The sequence below is a fragment of the Leisingera sp. genome (genome assembly GCF_034669605.1).
Classification (GTDB): Bacteria; Pseudomonadota; Alphaproteobacteria; order Rhodobacterales; family Rhodobacteraceae; genus Leisingera.
In genome coordinates, this window is record NZ_JAXMOX010000016.1 from 1 (window position 1) to 24341 (window position 24341).

A 24341-nucleotide genomic window follows, 5' to 3' on the forward strand; every position below is an offset into this window, starting at 1 on the left:
GGAGCCCGGCTTAAAGCTGGTTGCACGACAGTACAATACGGCTGTCGGTCGGATCGATGTGAAATCTGCCTGCTGAAGTCCGCTTTCCCGCCGGTTCTCCGGCCGGCGTTATCACGGCGCCTCAATGCCCGATGTCAGACACACCATGCATCTTCCGAAAATCACACTATCTGTTTTCCGGGTTGACGATGTAAAACCCGGAAAACCCGCCTTCTTCCGGGGCAGAATGTGGTCCTGAGGGAAAACTACTTGGCCTGCAACGTGGCCGTTCTGATGGCTCAAAGACAGCGCCATCAAGAATACCAACGCCGAAGGAAGTATTGCGAAAAAGTTCCATGACTGGCGGCTGAGCATAAGTGGGTGACCTGCATCAGCAGGCCCCAATTCTTAAAATTCAGCGGGCGCGTTACGCCTCGCGGCCGGGCTTATGGACCTGCATGGCAAGCTCCAGCCGGATCGCCGCCCTTCCTGCCACCATGCTCGATCCGCCCTACCGTACGGCGTCTCCCATGGTTCCCGCGCTTCGAAGTCCTGGGTCCGGGTCCCCAAAGTTTTTGATCTCGTGGCTGTCTTCTCCTGCTTCCAGCTTGCTTTCAGAGATCTTTTCAAACTCTCGTAAATACTCCGCCCTGTTCTCGTGAATCCACGTGACGATGTTCGGGTTGTTCAGCTGCCTAAAAAGGTAGCCGCGTACGACGGTCAGGTAGCGCATGTCGAGACCAAATGTATCTACGAACACTTTGAGCTGAGATTGCAGGCTGGCAAGTTCATGCTCCATTCTCGCCAATTCTTTCCGCGAGACACTTCCATTTTCTGACGGGTGCAGCGAGCGACGGCAATGGAAAGCGTAAGCTCCTCGTTGAGCCTCAGGAGGCCGGAGGTTTCATTGACAACACGGCCGCCACCGGCGTGAATGCCGTTCAGGACGTCCTGGACAATACTCGGATGCATTTCCCGGAGCCTGCGGTTGATTTCGATGTAGCGGCAGTCTCGCCGGGGATGGTAGCCAACGAGAGTGTCTGCCCGCAGAAAGCTGCCAGACCGGGAGGAATTGGCGCTGCTTGAGGGAAGGTCAGCGGCTTCATTGATGATGAGGCCCGACAGCGCTCCCTGTTCACTAAGCAGATGCTTAAGCCAGTCGAACATTTCCTTGTCAGAGAGCTTCGCATGCCGGGTGGCGATGGCGCTGGCCGCAGCTGCGAATTGTTCAGGAGCCTACGGAGACCGTAGCCAGCAGGCCAGCCTTGCCGATAGCCTTTTTCGATCAGCCGGCATTTGCCTGCAAAGACTTTCGTCGTTGGCTCTTGGCTATAGTCTCCCGCCATAGCGCGCTTGACGCTTTTGACGATGTTGGCAACCGTACCTCCGTCATTGTCGAATTGGTCTGCGCAATAGTGGACCTCAATGTCAGCGCGGCGGCACATGTACTCAAATATGCACCTTCATCCGCATCCTTGAACAGGCTCCAACGGCTCACATCGTAGACGAGGATTGCATCGAAATCGGCCGTTCCTGAGTTGACCAGCTCGACCAGAGATTGCAGCGCGTCATGCCCCTCAATACGCAGGCCGCTCTTCCCTTGATCCGCAAAGGTTCGAACCACCTCCATGTTGCGACGTGCAGCATAGGCTCTTATCGCTTCGGCCTGGATTTCCGTGGAATAGCGCGGATGGTCCGTCGACACGCGAACATACTCGGCAGCACGCACAGAGGTTTCAGGCATCTTTTCCCTGGAACTGGCAATTATCAAAACAATCCAATCTTGCTTACGCGCGTGCTTGCTGGAGTCGCGATAGGCAGGGGCACTGAGAGAGTGAACGCCAAATTCTGTCTTGGAGGATTCTGCCTAGACGTTATCACAGAAGCCCGGCTTTGCAGCATGACGTTTTCATGACATGGCGGCCAAGGTGGACAGCTGAAAGGAGTTGAGGGGACTGGATTCGGGATTTCGCGGCGAAATTAACACCCGGTTTCAGCTGTTTGGAAAAGGAATGCTGTGGCTGACACCTGAGAGGTGTTGCGCAAGAGCCGCACTCCGGTGCGCGGATCAGCCCGCCGCATTCTTTCCACAATACAGCTGAAATTCCGCCGCCTGCTGACAACAGTTTCGTACACACGGACAATCCACTTTCAAAAGGACTCTACAATGGCTCCGATGGAACGCAAGACTGCCCCGATCGACCCCAGCATGCTGGACTTTATCCGCCGCGAACGGGAAAAGGCACTCAGCCCGCGCGAATGGCAATTCCGGCTGCGCGGCTACGGTTATTCTGTAAAAACCATTGAAGGCGCCCAGATACTCACCCGGCTCACCACCGGTGACGAGATTGGTAGGCTGCCGCCGGAATTCGCCTGATTCTGGCAGCAGCTGCAATGCAGACGGCGCTTAGCGGTCGCGCCCGGGCAGGCTGTCGCGCGGCGGCGCGGGCTCCCAGTTGTCGATAACCTCCACCGCTTGCTTGGCGGTGTCGACCACGCGGAACAGGTCCAGATCCTGATCCGAAATGGTGCCGGCATCGGCCAGCGCCTCCCAATTAATGATCTTGTCCCAGAACGCCTTGCCAAACAGCAAGAAAGGAACCCGTTCCATCCGGCCGGTCTGGATCAGCGTCAGGCTTTCGAACAGCTCATCCAAGGTGCCAAAACCGCCAGGAAACACGGTTATAGCCCGCGCCCGCATCAGAAAATGCATCTTGCGGATCGCGAAGTAGTGAAAATTAAAGCTGAGGTCCGGCGTCACATAGCCGTTGGGCGCCTGCTCATGCGGCAGCACGATTGATAGGCCAATGGACTGGCCGCCTGCTTCCAATGCGCCGCGATTGCCCGCCTCCATCACACCAGGACCACCGCCGGTTACGATCACATTCTGGCGGCCGCCGCTTTGCATCGACTTTTCAGACATCAGCCGGGCGAACTCGCGCGCCTCATCATAGAAATGCGACAGATCCGCCAGCGTTTGGGTCCGCGCCTGATCCTTGTGCTCGGGATCCGGAATGCGGGCGCCGCCGAACATCACGATGGTGCTTTCAATGCCATGCTCGTTCAGCATCAACTCCGGCTTCAGCAGCTCCAGCTGCAGCCGCACCGGGCGCAGTTCCTCGCGGCACAGAAACTCTTCATCGGCAAAGGCAAGCCGGTAGGCAGGCGCCTGGGTCTGCGGCGTGGCAGGCACATGCTCGGCCTGGTCCCGGTCGGAATGGGCATCGCGGAAACGGCTGTGGCGGTCTTCGGTCATAGAAAGTCCCAAGTTAATAAACAGGTCTCCCTTTGTAGCCGCCCTTGGCCGTTAGCGCCAATCAAGAATGCAGGAAATGCCACTGCCCGCTTGCACCCGGCGACCGCATGGCTAAGGTTCCACCGCGGCACACAAGGAGCACGGCAAATGGACTGGCAGGCAGAAATCAGGAACGCGGCAGAACGCATTGGCCCCTATGTGCAGCAGACCCCGGTGATGCAAACGCAGGGCTTCGGATTGGGTTTCCCGGTGGCGCTGAAGCTGGAGCATTTGCAGCATACCGGCAGCTTCAAGGCGCGCGGTGCCTTCAACACATTGCTGAGCCGGCCAGTGCCCCCGGCCGGATTGGTGGCAGCTTCCGGCGGCAACCACGGCGCCGCCGCGGCCTATGCCGCGCATCAGCTGGGCCACAAGGCCCGGGTCTATGTGCCCGAAATGGCCGGCCCTGCCAAAATTGCCCTGATCGAAAGCACGGGCGCCGATCTGCAGGTCGTGCCTGGTGCCTATGCCAATGCATTGGAGCAAGCACAGTCCTACGAAGCTGCAACCGGCGCCATGCAGGTCCACGCCTATGATGCACCCGCCACCGTTGCGGGCCAGGGCACCTGCTTTGCCGAATGGCAGGCCCAAGGCCTTGAGGCGGATACCCTCCTGATCGCGGTGGGCGGCGGAGGGCTGATTGCCGGCGCGCTGGCCTGGTTCCACGGCACAAAGAAGATCGTTGCGGTAGAGCCCGGAACCTCCTGCGCTCTGCATGCGGCATTGCAGGCCCGCCAACCGGTGGATGTGGACGTCTCCGGCATTGCGGCCAACGCCCTTGGCGCTAAACGCATCGGCGCCATCTGTTTCGAGCTTGCGTCGGCACAAGACCTGACATCGGTGACCGTACCGGACAGCGCCATCGCCAATGCCCAGACCGCACTGTGGCGCGAGCGGCGGATCCTGGCCGAACCCGCAGGTGCCACCGCTCTGGCTGCGCTGATGTGCGGCGCCTACCGCCCTGCGCCCGGCGAGCGTGTGGCAGTACTGATCTGCGGCGGCAACATAGCCCCGGATCCCTTGGGATAATCCTTGCGGGCAGGAGGCGGCCCCGGTATCGCCAATACATGTCCGAAACCATTGCCGACACGATTTATCAAAGCTTGAGCGAGCGCATCATTACCGGCAGCCTCCCAGCCGGCGAAAGGCTGCGCCAGGACCATATCGCACGCGAGTTTGAGGCAAGTCATGTGCCCGTGCGCGAAGCCTTGCTGCGGCTGGAGGCGCATGGGCTCGCCAAATCCGAACCCCGCCGCGGCACCCGTGTCAGCGCCCTGGACCCTTCCGAAATCCGCGAAGTGATCGAGATGCGGGTCGCGCTGGAGGTTCTGGCCCTCACACATGCATTCGGCCGCCTCACACCCGAGGACGTCGAAACCGCCGAGTCCGCCCGTCTGGCCTGTGATGCGGCGGAGGATATGGCCAGTTGGGAACGGTTAAACCGCACCTTTCACAAGGTGATACTGACCCCCTGCGCAATGCCGCGGCTGCTGGCCTCGATCGACGATCTGCACATCGCTGCAGCCCGCCATCTGTTCGCCAACTGGCAGCACCGATGGACCCGCCGGGTGGACAGCGACCATGCCGCAATCGTTCAGGCGATGGTCCGCCGCGACGCGGCCGGAGCCTGCGAAATCCTGCGCCGCCACCTGCGCCGGGTGCGCTGACAGCAGGCAAAACGCCGTGCGGAGCGGCAATTTGGACGCAATCCGGACATGACCTGCGGGCAGATTGCCGCTATGTAACCCCGAATCTAACGGATGCCGGAGGAACCCCCATGTCCAACGCCCAGCTGGAAGCAGCAATCGAAGCCGCCTGGGAGGCGCGCGACACCATCACCCCCGCCACCACCGGCGAGACCCGTGAAGCCATTGAAGACACTCTGAACGCGCTGGATTCCGGATCTCTGCGCGTGGCCGAGAAGCTGGACAGCGGCGACTGGCATGTGAATCAGTGGGCGAAGAAGGCGGTTTTGCTGGGCTTCCGCATCAAGGATATGGAAATCCAAGAAGGCGGCCCGCAGGCCGGCGGCTGGTGGGACAAGGTCGACAGCAAGTTTGCCGGCTGGGATGAAGACCAGTGGAAATCCGCTGGTTTCCGCGCAGTCCCCAACTGCGTCGTCCGCAAATCCGCCTATGTCGCGCCTGGTGCTGTGCTGATGCCCTCTTTCGTGAACCTCGGCGCATATGTCGGCGAAGGCACTATGGTTGACACCTGGGCCACCGTGGGCTCCTGCGCGCAGATCGGCAAGAACGTGCACCTTTCCGGCGGCGTCGGTATCGGCGGCGTGCTGGAGCCGATGCAGGCCGGCCCCACCATCATCGAGGACAACTGCTTCATCGGCGCCCGCTCCGAAGTGGTCGAGGGTTGCATCGTGCGCGAAGGCTCGGTTCTGGGCATGGGCGTGTTCATCGGCAAGTCGACCAAAATCGTTGACCGCGAGACCGGCGAAGTGACCTATGGTGAAGTGCCGCCCTATTCGGTTGTGGTGGCAGGCTCGATGCCCTCCAAGAACAACATCAGCCTCTACTGCGCGGTGATTGTGAAGCGGGTTGATGAGAAGACCCGCTCCAAGACCGGCATCAACGAACTGCTGCGCGACTGACCCGCGTCACAGTTCAAACCTCATAGAACGCGCCCCTCACCGGGCGCGTTTTTCGTTTCAGCAGATGCACCAGCTTCTGTATGGTTCCCAATACTCCGGGGCGAGGCCGCCAGGCCGAGGGGCAGCGCCCCTCCTGCGCAATACTCTTGCAGCATAATAAACATGCAGCTATTAACATTATATCTACACATAAGAGGGTCTCATGCAGACGATATTCGCCCAGCACGCCCGCCTGCCCCAAGGGTGGGCAGAGAACCTCCGGCTGACGGTTGACAACGGCCGGATCTCCTCCCTGGAAACCAATGCCCAGGCGCAGCCGGGTGATACGCCGGCAGATGTGCTGCTGCCATCACTGGGCAACCTGCATTCCCACACCTTCCAGCGCGCAATGGCCGGCATGACCGAATACCGTGCCGCCGGAAAGGACAGCTTCTGGACCTGGCGCGAGCTGATGTACCGTTTCATGGACCGCATCACCCCGGAACAGTACGAGGCCATTGCGGCGCTGGTGTTCATGGAGATGCTGGAAGCCGGTTACGCATCTGTCGGCGAGTTCCATTATGTCCACCACCAGCCGGGCGGTGCGCATTTTGGTTCAATGACCGAGCTCAGCGAGCGGGTCTTTGCCGCTGCCAGCCAGACCGGCATCGGCCTCACCCATCTGCCGGTGCTCTATACCTACGGCGGAGCCGGAAAACAGGCTTTGAACGGTGGTCAGCAGCGGTTCGGCAATTCTGTGGCTGAGTTCGCTGATCTCGCCGCCCGCGCCCGTGATATTGCGGCACGGGAGCTGCCGCAGGACGCCTGCGTCGGTATCGCACCGCACTCGCTGCGCGCCACCTGCCCCGAGGACCTGGCAGCAGTGCTGCAGATCCAGGACGGGCTGCCGGTGCATATCCATATCTCCGAGCAGCCCAAGGAAGTCGCCGACATTAGTGATTGGCTGGGGGCGCGGCCGGTCGAATGGCTGCTAGGCAACGCCCCGGTTGACGGCAAATGGTGCCTGATCCACGCAACCCATATGACCAGCGCCGAGACCGTGGGCATGGCCCGGTCCGGCGCCGTCGCAGGCCTGTGCCCGATCACCGAGGCAAACCTCGGCGACGGCCCGTTCAACGGGGTGGAATACCTGGCTCATGATGGCCTGTTCGGAGTCGGATCAGACTCCAACGTGCGGATTTCACTGCCCGAGGAGTTGCGCACGCTGGAGTATTCCCAGCGCCTGCGGGATCTGGCCCGCAACGTGCTGGTGCCCGGCGAAGGCTCGGTGGGCGAGACGCTGTACTTGGGCGCAGCCAAGGGCGGTGCGCAGGCCCTGGGCCGCGATGCCGGCCGGATCGAAGAAGGTGCATTGGCGGATCTGGTGGCCCTTGACAGCGGCGTGCCCGCGCTGTGCGCACTGAAGCCGGAGCAGATGCTGGACGGGTTGTGTTTTGCGGCGGGTGACGACTCCGTGACCGATGTCTGGAGCGCCGGCCGCCATGTGGTCCAGCAGGGACGCCACATCGCCCGCGACAGCGTGGTTGCGGGATACCGAAGTGCAATCAAGGAGCTGCTAAACAGCCTCTAAACCGGCAAGAACTGCACTTGGATGATCGCGCCGCCATCGGAAACCACTCCGCTGGTGGCGTTCTCCATTACGATCCCCTCACCCGCGGTAAAATGCCCCCTGCCTGCTATCTCCAATCTGCCGGCAACAACAAACAGCACGTGGTGGTCCGCAAAGGCAGGCAGCGCCCCATCCCTTAAAATCCCGGCCTCTGCCGTGACCCTTGCCGGATCATAGATCACGTTGAACGCCTTGCTGGGCCCGTCGCGCAGGCGGCACTCCAGTTCCAGCCCGCCGTCAAACCGCAATGGATGCAGCGGGCGGGCCTCCAGGCGTGTCCCGCTGTTCGACAGGACGTGCCCGGCCCCCTCGACGATGCAATGGATGCGCGCAAGGCCCGGAAAGGCAGAGAACCGGCCGCTTTGATCGATATCCGCCAGGCTTAGGCGCCAGATCATTTGGCCGCCTTCTTGGTGTACCGCCAGCTCGCGGGTCACGCCGCCGCCGTTTTTCCAAGGTACCGGCTGGGCAGAAAGAGCGGAGATGCGCATCGGCAGGTCCTTTTCGGGAGCAGATAAGCATAGACATAATATGCCGCCACCCGCCGCTGCAAGCCATCCGTTCATCCGGGCCCTAAGTCCCGCTGCCGCTATTTGATTGACCACCCCCCTGCCCCGGCGCTATGGCGGCGGCATGGAAAAGAAGAAACCCTCCCGCCAGCAAGTTTATACCCTGCTTGTCCAGATCGGGCGCAAGGACGGCGACGGCCTGCCAGATGGTGCCACCGGTGCGGCGCTGATGATCTATGCCTCCGGCGTGGATGAGGCTGAGGCGGTGCGCGAAACCGTGGCGATCCTCAAGCAGGCCGATACCGCGCCGCTTGATGTCACCGGCTATGGCACCCTGGAAGAACGCGAAGCCGAAGGCCATGAGATCGGTGACGAGGAGCGCGCGCTGATGCAGCGGGCGCTGGAAGAGAACGCCGTGATCGTCGCCCAGATGACGCCGTTCTTCGACGGCGAGGAGCCGGTCTTTCACTAACTGCGGGCGTCAGTTCCGGCTACCGAACCATTCGCGGTAAAGGGCGTCATAGCTGCCGTCCTCCTGCAATGCCAGCAGCGCCCGATTGATCTCTTCCACCAGCGGTGAGCCAGCCGGGAACACCAGCCCGTAATTCTCGCGCAAAAAGGGCTGGCCAATAGTATGGCCGTACTGGTGGCCGCCCTGCCGGACGTAGAAATTCAGCACCGGCGCATCAAAGACCAGCGCCGTCACATCGCCGGCTTCAAAGGCGGCCAGCATTTCTTCCAGACCGGTGAAGGCGGAATAGTCGATCTCGCGGCGGCCCAGGAAACCGGCTGCGGTCGAGCCGCCAATGGTGCCAACGGATTTGCCGTAAAGGTCATTGACCGAATTCACCGAGCCGCTGATCGCCTCCACCGTCATCACTGCGGTGATCTTGGCGACAAAGACCGAGACGATGAACAGCGAGGACACCACCAGCACCACACCGAACATGCGGCCCACCGGCGTGCGCGGCACCCGCTCCTCGAAACCGCCGTTCACCACCAGATTCAGCGCCCACCAGAAGGAGGGGAACCAGGCCTCTTTCAAGGGGCGGTCGAAATAGGGCTGGGCGCGGCGCTCGAGGGTCCACATCATCATGCCGCCGCCGAACAGCAGCAGGAAGGCGATGCCGATGGCGGCCGCCAGATCCCAGGAAAGCAGCGCCCTGAGCAGCGACGGCTGGCGGATTTCATCGGCCTGCACCATGATCTGCAGGCCGCTTTCGAAAATAGGCTGGCTGAAGTCCATCACCACTTCGCGCGCGGCGGTAATGGAGATATTAGCAACGGCCAGATCCGCCTCGCCGCGCCGCACCCCGTCCAGCATCTCCGCAAAGCTGTTCGTGCGGTTGACTTGGTAGTCCCACTCCAGCCGCTCCGCCAGAATTTTCAGGAGTTCCAGGGAAAAGCCGGTGTCGCGGCCTTCCTCTACCATCGAAAACGGCGGCCGGGTGACCGTGTTGACCGTCAGCACCTGCGCAGACAGCAATTGCCCCCAAATCAGGAACAGAGCGGCGGTTGTCAGGCGGAGATACAGCACGGGAACGCTCGGGTCAGGCCTCTGGGACAGTTTTAACGTCCTTATGCGGTTACCCTTTTTCACGCAAGCGCCTTGGCGGGAAAGGCCGGAGTCGAAGCTGGAGCTGTTTCGGGCCGTCCGCTGTTCGGCCGGCATCGCGGCCTCCAAGGCCCGCAGCACCGGGAATCTCGGCTGCCGGTGCTCGGGCAGGGTACCGACTGCCAGCGGCGGCTCATGATGCGGCAGCACCGCCTGAAAGCAAGTGATCAGCGGCGTGTCTGACGCGCCCGGCAGAGCGGTGCCCTGAGGCGCACCGGCGCAAAGGCACCTCTTGACGGCAGCTGCATTGAAGCCAGCAGTGTTGTTTTCGCCGGACGTGTCGGTCGACATCTGAGTAGAACGGTTGGGGGCGCCACCGGAGCGGGTGAAGTGACCGGCCCGCCCGGTAGACAGGATCACGCCGGTGTCGCTGGGTGTGCGCGCGGTCACCCGTGAAACCGCTGCTTTTGCGCCACATTTTCTGATGGCTCTGTGAATTGCACCGCGCCCCGATCCGCGCTAGGCCTGTGCCAACCGGAAAGTGAGGAACCCGCCCATGCCGCAAACCGATCCCGCCCGCCTGACCGCCGATCTGATCCGCTGCCCGTCAGTGACGCCCGAAGAAGGCGGCGCACTGGTGCTGTTGGAGAAACTGCTGAGCGAGGCTGGTTTTCAGTGCACCCGGACAGACCGCGGCGATGTCAGCAACCTGTTTGCCCGATGGGGCGCCAAAGGCCACGCCAAAACCTTCGGCTTCAACGGCCATACTGATGTGGTGCCGCTAGGGGATGAGGCCGCCTGGACCGTGCCGCCTTTCGGCGCCGAAGAAAAAGACGGGTTTATGTACGGGCGCGGATCCACCGACATGAAATCGGGGGTCGCCGCCTTCGCCGCCGCCGCCATTGATTTTGTGAAGGTCACCCCCCCGGACGGCGCCATCATCCTGACCATCACCGGCGACGAGGAAGGCGATGCTGTGGACGGAACCACCGCGCTGCTGGACTACATGGAGCGCACGGGCGAACAGATGTCCGTCTGCCTGGTGGGTGAACCTACTTGTCCCGACGAGATGGGGGAAATGATCAAGATCGGCCGCCGCGGTTCACTGACCGCCTGGTTCACGGTGACTGGTGTGCAGGGGCATTCGGCCTACCCGCACCGCGCCAATAACCCGCTGAACGCGATGGTGCGGCTGATGGATCGGCTGGCCAGCCATGAACTGGACCAGGGCACCGATCATTTTGATGCCTCGACGCTGGCGGTCGTGACCATTGACACCGGCAACCCGGCCACCAACGTGATCCCGGCGCAGGCGGCCTCAACCGTCAACATCCGTTTCAATGACTCTCACAGCGGCGTCAGCCTGACAGAGTGGCTGCAAGGCGAGGCTGGCAAAGTGGCGGCGGAGTTCGGCGTTGAAATCGGAATCGATGTGCAGGTCTCCGGCGAAAGCTTTATCACCCCGCCAGGTGCGCTGTCAGATCTGGTTTCAGCATCGGTCGAGGCGGAAACCGGCCGCAAACCCGAACTGTCGACAACCGGCGGCACCTCCGATGCGCGCTTCGTCAAGAACCACTGCCCGGTGGTGGAATTCGGCCTGGTCGGCAAGACCATGCATCAGGTGGATGAACGGGTGGAAGTGGCCCAGATCCACCAGCTGAAATCTATCTACACCCGGATCCTGCAGGATTATTTTGCATGAACCTGAACATCGCTGTCACGGACGATCTTGAAACCTGCTTTTCCCTGCGCCACCAGGTGTTCGTGGTGGAGCAAGGCGTGCCGGCGGACATGGAACAGGACGCGCTGGATGACGCTGCGACGCATCTGCTGGCGGTTCAGGACGGCACCCCCGTCGGAGCCGCGCGGATTGTCTTCAACGGTGACACTGCCAAGATCGGCCGGGTCTGCGTGCTGCCGTCCACCCGCGGCACCGGCCTCGGTGCCAAGCTGATCGAGGCGGCGGTTGAAACGGCTCAGGCCCGCCCCCGCACTGCCAAAGCCAAACTGGGCGCGCAGCTCCATGCCATCGGGTTTTACGAAAAGCTTGGCTTCACCGCCTTCGGTCCGGTCTATGACGATGCCGGCATCGATCACCGGGACATGGTGCTTGATTTCACGTGAAACGCACCCTGATCATCATGGTTAAGGAGCCGCGCCCTGGCCGGGTGAAAACCCGGCTGGCCCGGGACATCGGCGTGATCCCGGCAACCTGGTGGTTCCGCCACCAATCCGCCCGGCTGATGCGGCGATTGCGCGATCCGCGCTGGCGGATTGTGCTGGCGGCAGCTCCCGACATCGCGGTGAATTCAAAGGTCTGGCCTGCTGATCTGCCCCGCTTGCCGCAAGGCGGCGGCGACCTGGGTCAGCGGATGAAGCGGATGCTGCAATCTGCCCCCGGCCCTGCCTGCCTGATCGGCGCCGACATCCCTGGCATCACCCGCGCCCACATCGCCCGGGCCTTCACCGCCCTTGGCGGGCATGACGCCGCCTTTGGCCCCGCGGACGACGGCGGCTATTGGCTGGTTGGTGCAAAACACCCGGCCCGACTGCCGCACAGACTGTTCGAATACACCCGCTGGTCCAGCGAACACGCGCTGGCGGACACGTTGCAAACCCTGCCCGGCTGGCGCATCGCGCTGACCGATACCCTGCGTGACGTCGACACGGCCGCGGATCTGCCGCAGCGCTGACGGCACGCTTTTCACCATGACGCCGCCCGCCCGCCGTGCTAGGGCGGAAGACATGAGCCGTATTCCCTCCAAGGCCGAAATCCTCGACTGGATCTCCGCCAACCCGACCCATACCTCCAAGCGCGACATCGCCAAGGCCTTTGGCATTAAGGGCGCCGACCGCATCGACCTCAAGCGCATCCTCAAGGAGCTGGAGGCCGAGGGCCACTTGCATAAGCGCAAGAAGACCTACCGCGACCCGGACCAGCTGCCGCCTGTGACCGTGCTGCAGGTCAAGGCACCGGACGCTGATGGCGATCTCTACGGACGCCCGCTGGAGTGGCATGGCGAGGGCGTGGAGCCAGTCATCCTGATCCTCCCCCGCGCCTCGGATCCGGCCTTGGGTGAAGGCGACAAGATCCTGGTAAAGCTGCAGCAGGTTCCGGATCAGGACCACAACTACGAAGCCCGGCTGATCCGCCGCATCGGCAGCAACCCGAGACGGGTGCTGGGCATCTTCCGCGCAGGCTCCGAAGGCGGGCGGATCGTGCCGATCGACAAGGCCGCGTCCAGCGAATGGATGGTGGCACCGGACGCCATAAACGGCGCCAAAGACGGCGAGCTGGTCGAAGCCGAACAGGCTGGTCCCAAGGGCCGCATGGGGTTACCGCGGGCGCGGATCGTGGAGCGGCTGGGCGACCCGGCAGCACCTAAGGCGGTGTCGCTGATTGCCATTCACCAGCATGGTATCCCTGACCATTTCCCCGATCCGGTCATGACCGAGGCGGATGCCGCCAAGCCGATGGGTCTCAAGGGCCGCGAAGACCTGCGCGAGCTGCCCCTGGTCACCATCGACCCGGCGGATGCGCGCGACCACGACGACGCCTGCTATGCCCATTCCGACGACGACCCGAAGAACCCGGGCGGCCATGTGATTTGGGTGGCGATTGCCGATGTGGCCGCCTATGTGCGCCCCGGCTCTGCACTGGACCGCGAAGCCCGCAAACGCGGCAACTCCAGCTATTTTCCCGACCGGGTTGTGCCGATGCTGCCGGACCGGCTGTCAGGCGATCTCTGTTCACTGCACGAAGGGGTGCCGCGTGCCTGTATCGCGGTGCGTATGCAGGTGGACGCCGAAGGCAACAAGATCGGGCACCGGTTTGTGCGCGGGCTGATGCGCTCTGCCGCCTCGCTGCATTACGCCGAGGTGCAAGACGCGCAGGACGGCGATGCAAACGAGAAGACCACGCCATTTCTGGAAGATGTGATCAAGCCGCTTTTTGCGGCATACGCGGCTCTAAAAAGGGCAAGAGCCGTGCGTGAGCCGCTGGACCTGGAGCTGCCGGAACGCAAAATCATACTGGATGACGCTGGTAGTGTAACTTCGGTTGCCTTCCGCGACCGGCTGGATGCGCACAAGCTGATCGAGGAGTTTATGATCCTTGCCAATGTCGCCGCGGCGGAAACGCTGATCAAAAAGCGCTCGCCGCTGTTGTTCCGGGTGCATGAGGAACCGGCGCAGGAGAAGCTGGAAGCACTGCGCGAAACCGCCCGCGCGGCGGGATTGAACCTGGCCAAGGGCCAAGTGCTGCAGACCCGGCATCTGAACGCGCTGCTGAACCACGCGGCGGGAACCGATGAGGCGGAGCTGATCAATATCTCCACCCTGCGGTCGATGCAGCAGGCCTATTACAACCCGGAGAACTTTGGCCATTTCGGTCTGGCACTCAAGAACTACGCGCATTTTACCTCGCCGATCCGGCGCTATGCGGACCTGATTGTTCACCGTTCCCTCATCTCCTCGCACGGTTGGGGCGACGATGGGCTGGATGCAGCCCAGATCGAACGGCTGGAGGAGACCGCCACTCATATCTCCGACACCGAGCGGCGATCGATGATAGCGGAACGCGACACCACGGACCGCTATTTGGCCTCATACCTCAGTGAACGCGTGGGCAATGAATTCGAGGGGCGGATCAGCGGCATTGCCCGGTTCGGGGCCTTTGTGAAACTGGACGAGACCGGCGCCGACGGGCTGGTTCCTGTCCGCTCGATCGGGCGGGAGTTCTTCCATTTCGACGCCCAGGCCGGCACGCTGATGGGGGCAGACACCGGCATGACCCTGGCCATCGGCCAGCGGGTGACCGTGCGGCTGGTTCAGGCAGCACCGGTGACCGGCGGGCTGGAGCTGGAATTGCTTGCAATTGAAAACCTGGAACTGCCCAAGGGCGGCGGATCCCGCAAAGGCGGACGGCGCAGCCCGGCAGGCCGGACCGTGAAGCGCAAAGCTGCAAAGTCCAAGCACAAGGCTGCCAAAGTCAGACGCAAGGTAGAGCGCAAGCGGCGGGATTAAGCAGCTGTCCCCGCGGGGACAGCCCGGCATTTTGTCAGGCCGGCATCTTCAGCGGCGGCCGGATACGGTACGTCAAGGCGCGCTTGATCAGCCAGCCATGACGAATGGGTTCGACCTCGGCGGGATCATTGAACAGAACTGCACGGGTGCCCTCAAACCGGTCCCAGGCCGGGAAGGCCGCGGCGAACTCCGGGATCAGCCGGCTTTGGCAATGCACAAACAGCGCGAAACGCGCGTCCTTCGGAACCCCAAGCCTGATGGTGGAACCCGTCTTGGTTTCTGGCGTTATGTAGGATGGCTGCCCCCAGCGTAGAACTTCCTCCACCCGCCCGGCTTCTGGTGTCTCGGAGGCGGTTTTGACTATCAGCTGCCGGAGCCGCAGCAGCCCTTCCCGCGCAAGCGGGTCAGGGACCGCAAAGGCGGCCTCGATCTCTGCGGGGGAACAGGCAGGTTTCATGGCAAGGGCACCGTTTCGAATACACGGCTTAAATAAGCGCACAGAACCTTGTCGTCTCGCAAGTGATTGCTGACCGCCGAAGCCTCAGAGGTGTGCAGCATGGAGATCAGAAACGGCGCTACGCTTAAATCTGCCGAGGAGATCTTGCCACCCATCAGAAATCCGCGTTCGGCGGCAAGCGCGGCGATGGCCTTCAGATCCTGTTCCAGTCGGCGCAACCGCTCTGCATTGTTAAACCGGGCGACGCCTTGCCAGTGCAGCCCGTCCTGGATTTCTTTTCTGACCGGGGCGCTGATCTCTTCCCGCATGGGGCCGGGAACCGGCTGGAAGATCTGATCACGCACTTCCGGCCAGACTGTGTCGTCGTTCCAGCGCATTTGCAGCAAGTGCAGGCCCAGATGATATTCTGCCAGCCGGACCCAAGCGCGCGCCTGGGCGCGGGACGCCGCATCCAGCCCTGTGTCAAAATCGGCACCCTGCGCCTCCAGCCAGTCGCGGATGCCGTCGCTGTCGGAAATTTGGCCTTCCGGGGTTTCCAGTACCGGCAGTTTCCGGTGCGGCATTCCGGTGGGATCGAGAAGGTCGCTGCGCTGCCATGGCTGGCCAGACAGCTCCAGCATCATCGCGGACTTAATGCAGAAGGGGCTGATGCTGAACAAACCGAAGCCGGTGGGGAATGTGAGGAGGGAAAGCATTGCAGAAATCCTGTTCGTTGCGTTTAATCGGCCCTTCTCTAAACCTTACTAATGACAGAAATTGTCATTAAGTCATAGAATGATCAGACATGTCCCGAACCCACCGACTCTTTCAGCTGATGCAGGCCCTGCGCCTGGGCCCCGGCCCGCATACCGCGGCGCGGCTGGGCGAGGAACTGGGGATATCCGCCCGCAGCATCCACCGTGACATTGCCACCCTGCGCGAAATGGGCGCGGTAATTGATGGCGCCGCGGGCTATGGGTTCACCCTGATCGAGGACAACGCCCTGCCGCCGATGGGGTTTCGCGATACGGAACTGGAGGCGCTGGTGCTGGGCCTGCGCGAAGTCGAGCAGATCGGCGATCCCGAGCTGGCCAAAGCGGCCTCGGAAGCGCTGCGCAAGCTGCAGGCGCGGCTACCGTCGCGGCAGGCGCACCGGTTGCGCCACGCGGTGCTGGCACCCTACCGGTTTGACCGGCCTATCCCGCCCGCGATTTCGGCACAGGAGTTACGCCAGGCCACCTGGGACGAGGTGGAGGTACGCTTTGGGTATACTGACGGGCACGGCGCGGCGACCGAGCGGCAGGTGAAACCGCTGAGTGTGGTTTATTTCGACCGCTCGACTGTGCTGATTGCCTGGTGCTGCCTGCGTGAAGCCATCCGTGTGTTCCGGCTGGACCGGATGCAAGAGCTGCAGATCACAGGGCAAAGCTTCCGTCCGCAGAGGGTGCCGATGCTGCGGGACGCGCTGGAGCAGTTCCGCCACGAACACCGGCAAGCGGCCCGCCGCACATGCAAGGACTGACCTCTTTACCAGAACCGCACCTCGGTTAGACTGGCGGGGAGCAGTGATAATGAGGTGCATCATGCGCAGATGGGTTGCAGCGTCCCTGGTAGCAGGCGGCGCAATGGCGGCAGAGGCCGCACCGGACAGTTCCCTGAGACCCGCCCAGCGTCCCGGGCTTTTCGAGGATGGGGGGCAAGGGGAAGGCATTCAATTGGCTGCGGCCACTGCCCAGAGACCTGCGGCAAGGCCAGCGGATTATAAACCCCTGAAGCCGGAACTTGCCGCTGCGGACCTGAACTTCCAAGGCTGGATCATGGCGTTCCGTAACCGGGCAATTGCGCAGGGGGTCAGCGCGCCGGTGCTGGACAGCGCATTTTCCGGGGTCAGCTATGATGCTGAGGTGATCCGCCGCGACCGCAACCAGTCGGAGTTCACCAAGACGATCTGGGACTACCTGGACAGTGCCGCCTCGGACCTGCGGGTTAAAAACGGCAAGGCGGCGCTGCAGGCGCAGCGTGCCCGGCTGGATCAGATCGAAGCGGCATATGGTGTCGAAAAAGAGATCGTTGTGGCGATCTGGGGGCTGGAAAGCAGCTATGGCACGTTCCGTGGCAAGATGGATGTGGTTCGGTCCCTGGCGACGCTGGCCTTTGACGGCCGGCGCGGGGCATTTTTCGAGGGCCAGCTGGTCGCTGCGCTGAAGATCCTGCAGGCCGGCGATGTCGCCGCCCGCAAGATGACCGGCAGCTGGGCCGGCGCCATGGGGCACACCCAGTTCATCCCGACGTCGTATCTGGACTACGCCGTGGATTTCACCGGCGATGGCAAGCGAGATATCTGGTCGGACAACCCGGCTGATGCGCTGGCCTCAACTGCGGCTTATCTTAATAAATTCGGCTGGGTGAAAGGGCAGCCTTGGGGCTTGGAAGTCTCCCTGCCTGAAGGATTTGACTACACGCTGGCAGATCGGGAAATCGAGAAGCCGCCTTCGGAGTGGGCCGCGCTTGGCGTCAAAGGACTGGACGGGCGCCCGGTGGCAGGTCACGGTCCCGCAGCGATCCTGCTGCCCGCCGGCAGTGCCGGGGCTGCCTTTATGATCTTTGAAAATTTCGCCGTTCTGGAACGCTACAACACGGCAGATGCCTATGTGATCGGTGTCGGTCATCTGGCGGACCGGATCAAGGGCGGCACTCCGATCCAGGGCAACTGGCCGCGCGGCGACCGGGCACTGACCCTGTCCGAGCGGGAAGAAATGCAGCAGCGGCTGACCCGGGCGGGTTTCGACACTGATGGCATCGATGGCAAAATCGGACCAAAGACCATCGGCGCTGTGCGCGCCTTTCAGGTTGCCAAAGGATTGACGCCGGACGGCTATGCGTCCCTGCAGCTGTTGCAAAAGCTGCGGTGACAACGTCTTGAGGCGGCCGCCCCGCTTTGGCCTTACAGCCAAATCAACTCTGGGGTATTTCCGGTATGAAAAAAGGCCCCGGATCGGGGCCTTTTTTATAGAGTTTTCTAAGGATTGATCAGCTGGGCGACATGCCGCGCAAACGCTCGGAGCGGCGGCGCAGCATTTCTACCGTAGCCAGCAGCATGATGGAGATCGCCACCAGCAGCGTCGCCACAGCCAGAATGGTTGGCGAAATCTGCTCCCGCAAACCGATGAACATTTGCCAGGGCAATGTCTTCTGACCGGCAGAACCAACAAAGAGCACTACGACGACCTCGTCAAAAGAGGTGATGAAGGCAAACAAGCCGCCTGAAATCACCCCGGGCAGGATCAGCGGCATCTGCACCCTGAAGAAGGTGGTGACCGGATCCGCGCCCATGTTGGCCGCAGCCCGGGTGAGCGACCGGTCGAAACCGACCAGGGTTGCTGTCACCGTGATGATCACGAAAGGGATACCCAGCGCCGCATGTGCCAGCACCACGCCGAAGTATGTGCCCTGAAGGCCAATACGGCTGTAGAAGAAGTACATGCCCGCTGCAGAGATGATCAGCGGCACAATCATAGGCGAGATCAGAATCGCCATGATCGCCCGGCGGAAGGGGACATGCGGCTGGCTGAGGCCGATCGCTGCCAATGTCCCGAAGGTCACCGAGACGATGGTCGCCATCGGCGCGATCTTCAGCGAGTTCCACATCGCGGACTGCCAGGAGTCATTGCTGAAGAAGTCGCGGTAGTGCTTCAGCGAGTAGCCTTCGGGATCCAGCCGCAGCATTTCAGGCGTGAAGGTGAAGAAGTCCTGCGCGTTGAAGCTGAGCGGGATGATCACCACGATCGGCGCGATCAGGAAGAAGAACACCAGTCCGCAGATGACCCGGAAGGAATAGTACCAAGCACGCTGGCCGGTGGTTGCATAAGGAGGAAGTGCGCTCATGTCCGTTACCCCAGCTTCACGTTGTCGATGCCGACGACCTTGTCGTAGACCCAGTAAAGGGACAGAACCACCGCCAGAAGGATTGCGCCCAGTGCCGCGCCCAAACCCCAGTTGCCCGAAGTCGAGATGTGGTAAGCGATTAGGTTCGAGATAAAGGTGCCCTTGGTGCCGCCAACCAGGGCCGGGGTGATGTAGTAGCCGACAGCCAGAATGAAGACGAGGATCGACCCGGCGCCGATTCCCGGCACGGTTTGCGGAAAGTAGACGCGCCAGAACGCCGTCCAGTCGGTGGCCCCCAAGGATTTGGCGGCGCGGAGATATGACGGGTTGATGGTCTGCATCACCGAGTACATTGGCAGGATCATGAAGGGCAACAGGATATGGGTCATCGCAATGATGGTGCCCAGCTCGTTGTTGATGAGAACCAATCGGTTGGCGTCATCCACAAGCCCGATCCAGACCAGCGTATCGTTGATAACCCCCTGCTGCTGCAGCAGAATTTTCCACGCAGAGGTCCGCACCAGAAGCGATGTCCAGAACGGCAGCAGCACCAGGATCATCAGCAGGTTTGCCTTTCGTGCCGGCAGGTTCGCCAGGATCCAGGCAACCGGATACCCCAAAAGGATGCAGCTGAAGGTGATGATCAGGGACATCCGCATGGTCCGGATCAGCATGGTATTGTAGATCCGTTCATTTTCTGGCCGGATCTCGGGGCCATCAGCCCCCAGCCGCATATCGACGGCGTTCAGGAAGTAGCCGGACGTGAAGCTGCTGGAATAAGTCTTGATCGTCCGCCAAAGCTCGACATCGCCCCAGCCGTCGTTGAGATCGATCAGTTTTTCGCGGAAGGGGCCGTCGTTTGCGATATCCCAATTCTTGACCTTGCGGCCGGACTTGCGGAACACAGAAGAGAGGCCCGGGTTTTCATAGTTCAGACGCTTGGCAACTTTGGTGTGGGTCTTCACATTAGCCGCGTCCTTAAGGTCGGCGGCCAGAGCGGCAAAAGCAGCCTCCTCCGGCAGTTGACCCGATGCAGGATCCCAGTCAGCCAGTACCTCAACCGTGCGGGGTAATGTATCCTGGACAATCCGGTTCTCTACCGACCGGAACAGCATGTCCGCCACCGGGAGGATGAAGGTCACAAGGATGAACAGCAACAGCGGCGCGATCAGCAGCAGTGCGCGCAGCTTCTGCATGCGCAGAGCACGCGCCAAGCTGCGCTTCAGCGGCCTGCCGTCGGCGGCCAGCACCGGGCCGGATTGGGTAATATCACTCATTGGGTTCCCGTCGGGTCTTATTTTTTTGTGGGCAGGGGGCCCGGTCAAGTCAGGCCCCCCGCAGCATCAGGTGTCGGTCAGATTACTTTGCCAGCCATGCCTGGAACTTTGCGTTCAGGTCATCGCGGTTGTCTGCCCACCATTCGTAGTCATAGATATGCACGTTGCCTGCATTTGCCGGGTCAGTCGGCATATGCGGGGCCATATCGATGCCCAGTTCGGCGTGCTTGCCAACCAACGGTGCCGAGGATGCTCGGGCCGGACCATAGGAGATGTAAGCGGCCTGATCAGCCAAACGCTGGGTGTCGGTCGCAAACTTCAGGAAGTCCATCACGCGCGCCTTGCGGTCTGCAGGCAGACCGGCCGGAACAACCCAGCCATCCAGATCAAAGGACTGCATGTCCCAGAGCATACCGATCGGCTGGTCCTGTTCGGCAATTGCCGAGAACAGACGGCCGTTGTAGGTCGAGCCCATCACCACTTCGCCGTCCGCCAGCAGCTGCGGGGTTTCCGCACCGGCAGTCCACCAGACGACCTGATCCTTGATGCTGCCCAGTTTGGCCAGCGCACGCTCCACACCTTCGTCGGTGCCGAGAACATCGTAGATTTCATCCTTGGCCACGCCGTCGCAATAGAGCGCCCATTCCAAGTTGTCGATCGGGCGTTTCTGCAGCGAGCGCTTGCCCGGATACTTTTCAGTATCGAAGATTGCGCAGACTGTTTCCGGCTTGTCGATCAAATCGGTGCGGTAGCCGAATGTGGTCGAATAGACGATCTGCGGCACAAAGCAGTCGCTGACGATCAGATCGCCGAAGTCTTCGGAGGCCGGGGTGCCATCGGGCGCGGCAGCCAGATCTTCGTCATGGTTGATTTCTTCGGCCAGGCCTTCGTCGCACAAGCGCATCGAGTCGGAGGCCACTGCGTCCACCAGGTCCCAGGTCACATTGCCGGCTTCGTTCATGGCGCGGATCTTGGCCACAGCCTCAGCAGAGCTTTCGTCCCAGATCACCTTAACGCCGGGATTTTGGGCCAGATAGGGTTCCACATAGGCTTTCTGCTGGCTGGCCTGATAGGCACCGCCCCAGGATACCAGTGTCAGCTCATTGGCCATTTCTTCGGCAAAGGCCGAAGGGGCGCAAAGCGCAGTGGTCACCGCCAGTGCAGACAGTTTGCTGATTTTCATAGAGAGTCTCTCCTTGTTGAAATTCACAGACGTGAGAATCCCCCCCGGTCATTCGTCCGCCGGGGGTTTTGCGCGTGCGGATCAGGCGTCCAGCGCGCGGCAGTCTTCCGGCAGCCAGCCGATTTCAATCTGCTGACCGGGCTGAAGACGGGCTTGGTCCGGGGCATTCCGGGTTTTGATGATGAACTCATCATTGCCGGCCACCCGCAGACGGGTGCGGAAGATGTCGCCCATATAGATGAACTCCAGAACTTCCGCCTTAAGCGTATGAACACCTTTCTGCAGGCGTTCCTTGTTGTATTCCACCCGTTCGGGGCGGATCGACACACGGGTGCGCTCGCCGGGGCGGGACACGTTGACCGGCTTGCAATCAATCAGTCCGCCATCGTCAAGCTGCACCAAGGCGATACCGTTGTTGATTTCCTTGACAGTGCCTTCCAGCGTGTTGTTTTCACCGATGAACTGGGCAACAAAGCTGTTGTCCGGGCTTTCATACAGCTGGTCCGGCGGTGCAATCTGCTGGATCCGGCCATCGTCAAACACAGCGACACGGTCCGACATTGTCAGCGCTTCGGTCTGGTCGTGGGTCACATAGACCACAGTAATCCCCAAGCTGTGCGCCAGATGGGTGATTTCGAACTGCATCTTTTCGCGCAGCTGCTTATCAAGCGCGCCCAGCGGTTCGTCCATCAGAACCAGTTCCGGTTCAAAAACCAACGCGCGGGCCAGGGCGACCCGCTGCTGCTGGCCGCCAGACAACTGCGACGGGCGGCGGCCGCCAAAGGCGCCCATTTCAACCATGTCAAGCGCCCGTTTCACCTTGGCTTCGCGCTCGGACTTGCCCATTTTTCGGACTTCCAGCGGGAACGACAGGTTTTCCGCAATCGTCATATGCGGAAACAGCGCATAGTTCTGGAACACCATGCCGATGCCGCGCTTGTGCGGCGGTATGTTGTTGATCGACGTTCCGCCAAGGCGTATATCGCCATGGGTGGCGGTTTCAAATCCTGCCAGCATCATCAGGCAGGTCGTCTTGCCCGAACCGGACGGGCCGAGCATGGTCAGAAACTCGCCCTTGGGCATAGTGAGGTTGAGGTCTTTGACAACGAGATTTTCGCCATCATAGCTTTTTTGGACGCGTTCGAATTCAACGAACGCATCGACGTTTGACGCATCAGCCAAAGCAGGCTCCCCGTAGTTTTGTCATTCTGGCAGATTTTCTCTGCGCTTATTCGAAGTTAAACACACCAAAGCCATCAAACGCTAGGTATGAAAAAATATTCTTTCCATGGCGAGAGTGCGAAGTTCCTGCTTCAGCTGCTCCCTAAGAGGAAATGAGCATCCTCAGGGAAGCCTAGACCCGTTCCGGCAGGCGGCATCGGACTTTTTGCGACGCAACACGGACGTCATGCGACGCGCCTTGCAAGGCGCCATCCTGAAAACGACCTTTTTATCCTCCTTACCGAAAAAAACAGCCCGGCAACAATGTTGCCGGGCCGGGATGAAACGCTGACGAGGACAGCACTGTTGCGCTGCCCGGGAGAAGAATCAGACGCTGTGCAACAAGTCTTGCTTCTTCAGCTCGGCATAACACTCATCCAAGGATTTGGAGGCACGTTCGATCATCACGTCGATTTCAGCAGGAGTGATCACAAGCGGCGGCGAAATGATCATCCGGTCCCCGACATGACGCATCACCAGGTTGTTGGCAAAGCAACGCTCACGGCAGATATAGCCGACCGTGCCCGCCTCTGCGGCAAAGACCGCGCGGGTCTCCTTGTTCGGGGTCAGTGCAATAGATCCCATCATGCCGGCGATCCGGGCCTCTCCCACCAGCGGATGATCCGCCAGCGCTTCCCATTTTTCTTTCAGGTATGGCGCGGCGACATCGCGCACATGGCCGAGAATGTTCTCCTCCTCCATGATGCGCAGGTTCTCCAGCGCCACAGCCGCCGCCACCGGATGGCCGGAATAGGTGTAGCCGTGGTTGAATTCATCCCCGGCAATCACCGAAGCGACCTCGTCGCTGACAATCGAGCCGCCGATTGGCGCATAGCCCGAGCTGAGCCCCTTGGCGATGGTCATGATGTCAGGACGGATGTTCAGGGTCTCGCTGCCAAACCAGTTGCCGGTGCGCCCGAACCCGCAGATGACTTCATCAGCAATCAGCAGGATTTCATACTTGTCGCAAATACGCTGGATTTCCGGCCAGTAGCTGTCCGGCGGCACAATCACCCCGCCCGCCCCCTGCACCGGCTCCGCAATAAAGGCGGCAACGCGGTCTTCGCCCAAGTCCAGGATTGCCTCTTCCAACTCGCGCGCACGCTGGAGACCGAATTCCTCCGGCGGCATGTCGCCGCCTTCGGCCCACCAATGCGGCTGGTTGATGTGGTGGACGTCCGGGATCGGCAATCCGCCCTGGGCGTGCATTCCGCTCATCCCGCCCAAGGAGCCGCTGCCAACCGAGGAGCCGTGATAGGCGTTTTTCCGGCTGATGATGACAGATTTGCCGGGCTTGCCTTTCAGCGCCCAGTAATGGCGCACCATGCGGATGTTGGTGTCATTGGCCTCGGAGCCGGAACCGGCAAAAAACACATTGTTCAGATCGCCCGGTGCCAGCTCGGCAATCTTGGCGGCCAGAGCGATGGCCGGAACGTGCGTGGTCTGGAAAAAGGTGTTGTAGTACGGCAGCTCGCGCATCTGGCGTGCGGCCACCTCGGCCAGCTCATCCCGGCCATAGCCGATGTTGACGCACCACAGGCCGGCCATCGCGTCAAGAATCCGGTTCCCCTCGCTGTCGGTCAGATGCACGCCGTTGGCGCGGGTGATGATGCGCGCCCCCTTCTGCGACAGCTCGCCATTGGCGGTGAACGGGTGCATGTGATGGGCTGCGTCCAGCGCCTGCAGCTCGGCCGTCGGCATGTGGTTAGTGATCACGGTCATGGGAGTCGCTCCTGAGAAAGACTGATTTGCCCCAGAATAT

Annotated in this window: 23 protein-coding genes and 1 pseudogene; 12 read left to right on the plus strand and 12 right to left on the minus strand. The window is 61.5% G+C overall.

The features are described from left to right. Positions 1-490: 490 nt before the first annotated feature. On the minus strand, positions 491-826 hold the full coding sequence (locus VOI29_RS03380) for a hypothetical protein (RefSeq protein WP_323776065.1): 336 nt from the start codon (positions 824-826) through the stop codon (positions 491-493). A gap of 438 nt (positions 827-1264) precedes the next feature. Further along, the gene (locus tag VOI29_RS03385) at positions 1265-1723 is read right to left on the minus strand and encodes a recombinase family protein (protein WP_323776032.1); all 459 of its coding nucleotides are present in this window, start codon (positions 1721-1723) and stop codon (positions 1265-1267) included. 432 nt (positions 1724-2155) lie between these two features. Between VOI29_RS03385 and VOI29_RS03390 the strand changes: the two genes are divergently transcribed. Continuing rightward, complete coding sequence (locus VOI29_RS03390; protein ID WP_416361476.1) at positions 2156-2356, plus strand: hypothetical protein; 201 nt, start codon at positions 2156-2158, stop codon at positions 2354-2356. 30 nt (positions 2357-2386) lie between these two features. Here the strand turns inward: VOI29_RS03390 and VOI29_RS03395 are convergent, their stop codons facing one another. Continuing rightward, complete coding sequence (locus VOI29_RS03395; protein WP_323776034.1) at positions 2387-3235, minus strand: TIGR00730 family Rossman fold protein; 849 nt, start codon at positions 3233-3235, stop codon at positions 2387-2389. A gap of 147 nt (positions 3236-3382) precedes the next feature. Between VOI29_RS03395 and VOI29_RS03400 the strand changes: the two genes are divergently transcribed. The 4 genes from VOI29_RS03400 (at position 3383) to VOI29_RS03415 (ending at position 7449) form a co-directional block, all read left to right on the plus strand. Continuing rightward, entirely contained in the window at positions 3383-4303 is a 921-nt protein-coding gene (locus tag VOI29_RS03400) for a threonine/serine dehydratase (RefSeq protein WP_323776035.1), read from the plus strand. Positions 4304-4341: 38 nt separating this feature from the next. Next, on the plus strand, positions 4342-4941 hold the full coding sequence (locus tag VOI29_RS03405; protein ID WP_323776036.1) for a GntR family transcriptional regulator: 600 nt from the start codon (positions 4342-4344) through the stop codon (positions 4939-4941). A gap of 110 nt (positions 4942-5051) precedes the next feature. Next, entirely contained in the window at positions 5052-5879 is an 828-nt protein-coding gene (dapD, locus tag VOI29_RS03410; RefSeq protein WP_323776037.1) for a 2,3,4,5-tetrahydropyridine-2,6-dicarboxylate N-succinyltransferase, read from the plus strand. A 202-nt stretch (positions 5880-6081) separates the two neighbouring features. Beyond that, entirely contained in the window at positions 6082-7449 is a 1368-nt protein-coding gene (locus VOI29_RS03415; RefSeq protein ID WP_323776038.1) for a formimidoylglutamate deiminase, read from the plus strand. On the opposite strand, the gene VOI29_RS03420 is transcribed toward VOI29_RS03415, so the two are convergent. Beyond that, a complete protein-coding gene (locus tag VOI29_RS03420; RefSeq protein WP_323776039.1) occupies positions 7446-7979 on the minus strand; it encodes a HutD family protein in 534 nt (177 codons plus the stop codon). The genes VOI29_RS03415 and VOI29_RS03420 overlap by 4 nt on opposite strands. A gap of 142 nt (positions 7980-8121) precedes the next feature. On the opposite strand from VOI29_RS03420, the gene VOI29_RS03425 reads away from it, so the two are divergent. After that, entirely contained in the window at positions 8122-8469 is a 348-nt protein-coding gene (locus VOI29_RS03425) for a hypothetical protein (RefSeq protein WP_024092300.1), read from the plus strand. Between the two features lie 9 nt (positions 8470-8478). On the opposite strand, the gene VOI29_RS03430 is transcribed toward VOI29_RS03425, so the two are convergent. Further along, on the minus strand, positions 8479-9534 hold the full coding sequence (locus tag VOI29_RS03430) for a transporter substrate-binding domain-containing protein (RefSeq protein WP_323776066.1): 1056 nt from the start codon (positions 9532-9534) through the stop codon (positions 8479-8481). A gap of 574 nt (positions 9535-10108) precedes the next feature. Between VOI29_RS03430 and dapE the strand changes: the two genes are divergently transcribed. Genes dapE through rnr form a run of 4 tightly spaced genes read left to right on the plus strand, consistent with a single transcriptional unit; the run spans position 10109 to position 14577 of the window. After that, positions 10109-11254: a succinyl-diaminopimelate desuccinylase gene (dapE, locus tag VOI29_RS03435; RefSeq protein ID WP_323776040.1), complete on the plus strand. Its 1146-nt coding sequence runs from the start codon at positions 10109-10111 to the stop codon at positions 11252-11254. Beyond that, positions 11251-11676, plus strand: coding sequence for a GNAT family N-acetyltransferase (locus tag VOI29_RS03440; protein ID WP_323776041.1), 426 nt, complete (start codon positions 11251-11253; stop codon positions 11674-11676). The genes dapE and VOI29_RS03440 overlap by 4 nt, the downstream gene beginning before the upstream one ends. Beyond that, positions 11673-12245 (plus strand): TIGR04282 family arsenosugar biosynthesis glycosyltransferase, encoded by a 573-nt coding sequence (locus VOI29_RS03445; RefSeq protein WP_323776042.1) that lies wholly within the window; start codon positions 11673-11675, stop codon positions 12243-12245. The genes VOI29_RS03440 and VOI29_RS03445 overlap by 4 nt, the downstream gene beginning before the upstream one ends. A 52-nt stretch (positions 12246-12297) precedes the next feature. Then, positions 12298-14577: a ribonuclease R gene (gene rnr / locus VOI29_RS03450; protein ID WP_323776043.1), complete on the plus strand. Its 2280-nt coding sequence runs from the start codon at positions 12298-12300 to the stop codon at positions 14575-14577. Positions 14578-14611: 34 nt separating this feature from the next. Here rnr and VOI29_RS03455 read toward each other — a convergent pair whose 3' ends face one another. Together VOI29_RS03455 and VOI29_RS03460 are read right to left on the minus strand one after the other, a co-directional pair. Continuing rightward, positions 14612-15034 carry a DUF1801 domain-containing protein gene (locus VOI29_RS03455; RefSeq protein WP_323776044.1) on the minus strand — a complete coding sequence of 141 codons (423 nt, stop codon included), beginning with the start codon at positions 15032-15034 and terminating at the stop codon, positions 14612-14614. Then, a complete protein-coding gene (locus tag VOI29_RS03460) occupies positions 15031-15729 on the minus strand; it encodes a glutathione S-transferase family protein (protein ID WP_323776045.1) in 699 nt (232 codons plus the stop codon). Before VOI29_RS03460 ends, VOI29_RS03455 begins: the two co-directional genes overlap by 4 nt. Before the next feature lie 89 nt (positions 15730-15818). Here VOI29_RS03460 and VOI29_RS03465 point away from each other — a divergent pair, with 89 nt between their 5' ends. Then, positions 15819-16535 (plus strand): YafY family protein, encoded by a 717-nt coding sequence (locus VOI29_RS03465; RefSeq protein WP_323776046.1) that lies wholly within the window; start codon positions 15819-15821, stop codon positions 16533-16535. Between the two features lie 61 nt (positions 16536-16596). Continuing rightward, the gene (locus VOI29_RS03470) at positions 16597-17925 is read left to right on the plus strand and encodes a lytic murein transglycosylase (RefSeq protein WP_416361477.1); all 1329 of its coding nucleotides are present in this window, start codon (positions 16597-16599) and stop codon (positions 17923-17925) included. A 118-nt stretch (positions 17926-18043) separates the two neighbouring features. On the opposite strand, the pseudogene VOI29_RS03475 reads toward VOI29_RS03470, so the two are convergent. The 5 genes and pseudogenes from VOI29_RS03475 to VOI29_RS03495 form a co-directional block, all read right to left on the minus strand. Further along, positions 18044-18889, minus strand: a pseudogene (locus VOI29_RS03475) (ABC transporter permease); the annotation flags it as partial. A gap of 14 nt (positions 18890-18903) precedes the next feature. Further along, on the minus strand, positions 18904-20175 hold the full coding sequence (locus VOI29_RS03480) for an ABC transporter permease (RefSeq protein WP_323776048.1): 1272 nt from the start codon (positions 20173-20175) through the stop codon (positions 18904-18906). 82 nt (positions 20176-20257) lie between these two features. After that, positions 20258-21358 (minus strand): extracellular solute-binding protein, encoded by a 1101-nt coding sequence (locus VOI29_RS03485; RefSeq protein WP_323776049.1) that lies wholly within the window; start codon positions 21356-21358, stop codon positions 20258-20260. 81 nt (positions 21359-21439) lie between these two features. After that, a complete protein-coding gene (locus VOI29_RS03490; RefSeq protein WP_323776050.1) occupies positions 21440-22540 on the minus strand; it encodes an ABC transporter ATP-binding protein in 1101 nt (366 codons plus the stop codon). A 366-nt stretch (positions 22541-22906) separates the two neighbouring features. Beyond that, positions 22907-24301 carry an aspartate aminotransferase family protein gene (locus VOI29_RS03495; RefSeq protein WP_323776051.1) on the minus strand — a complete coding sequence of 465 codons (1395 nt, stop codon included), beginning with the start codon at positions 24299-24301 and terminating at the stop codon, positions 22907-22909. Positions 24302-24341: the final 40 nt, after the last annotated feature.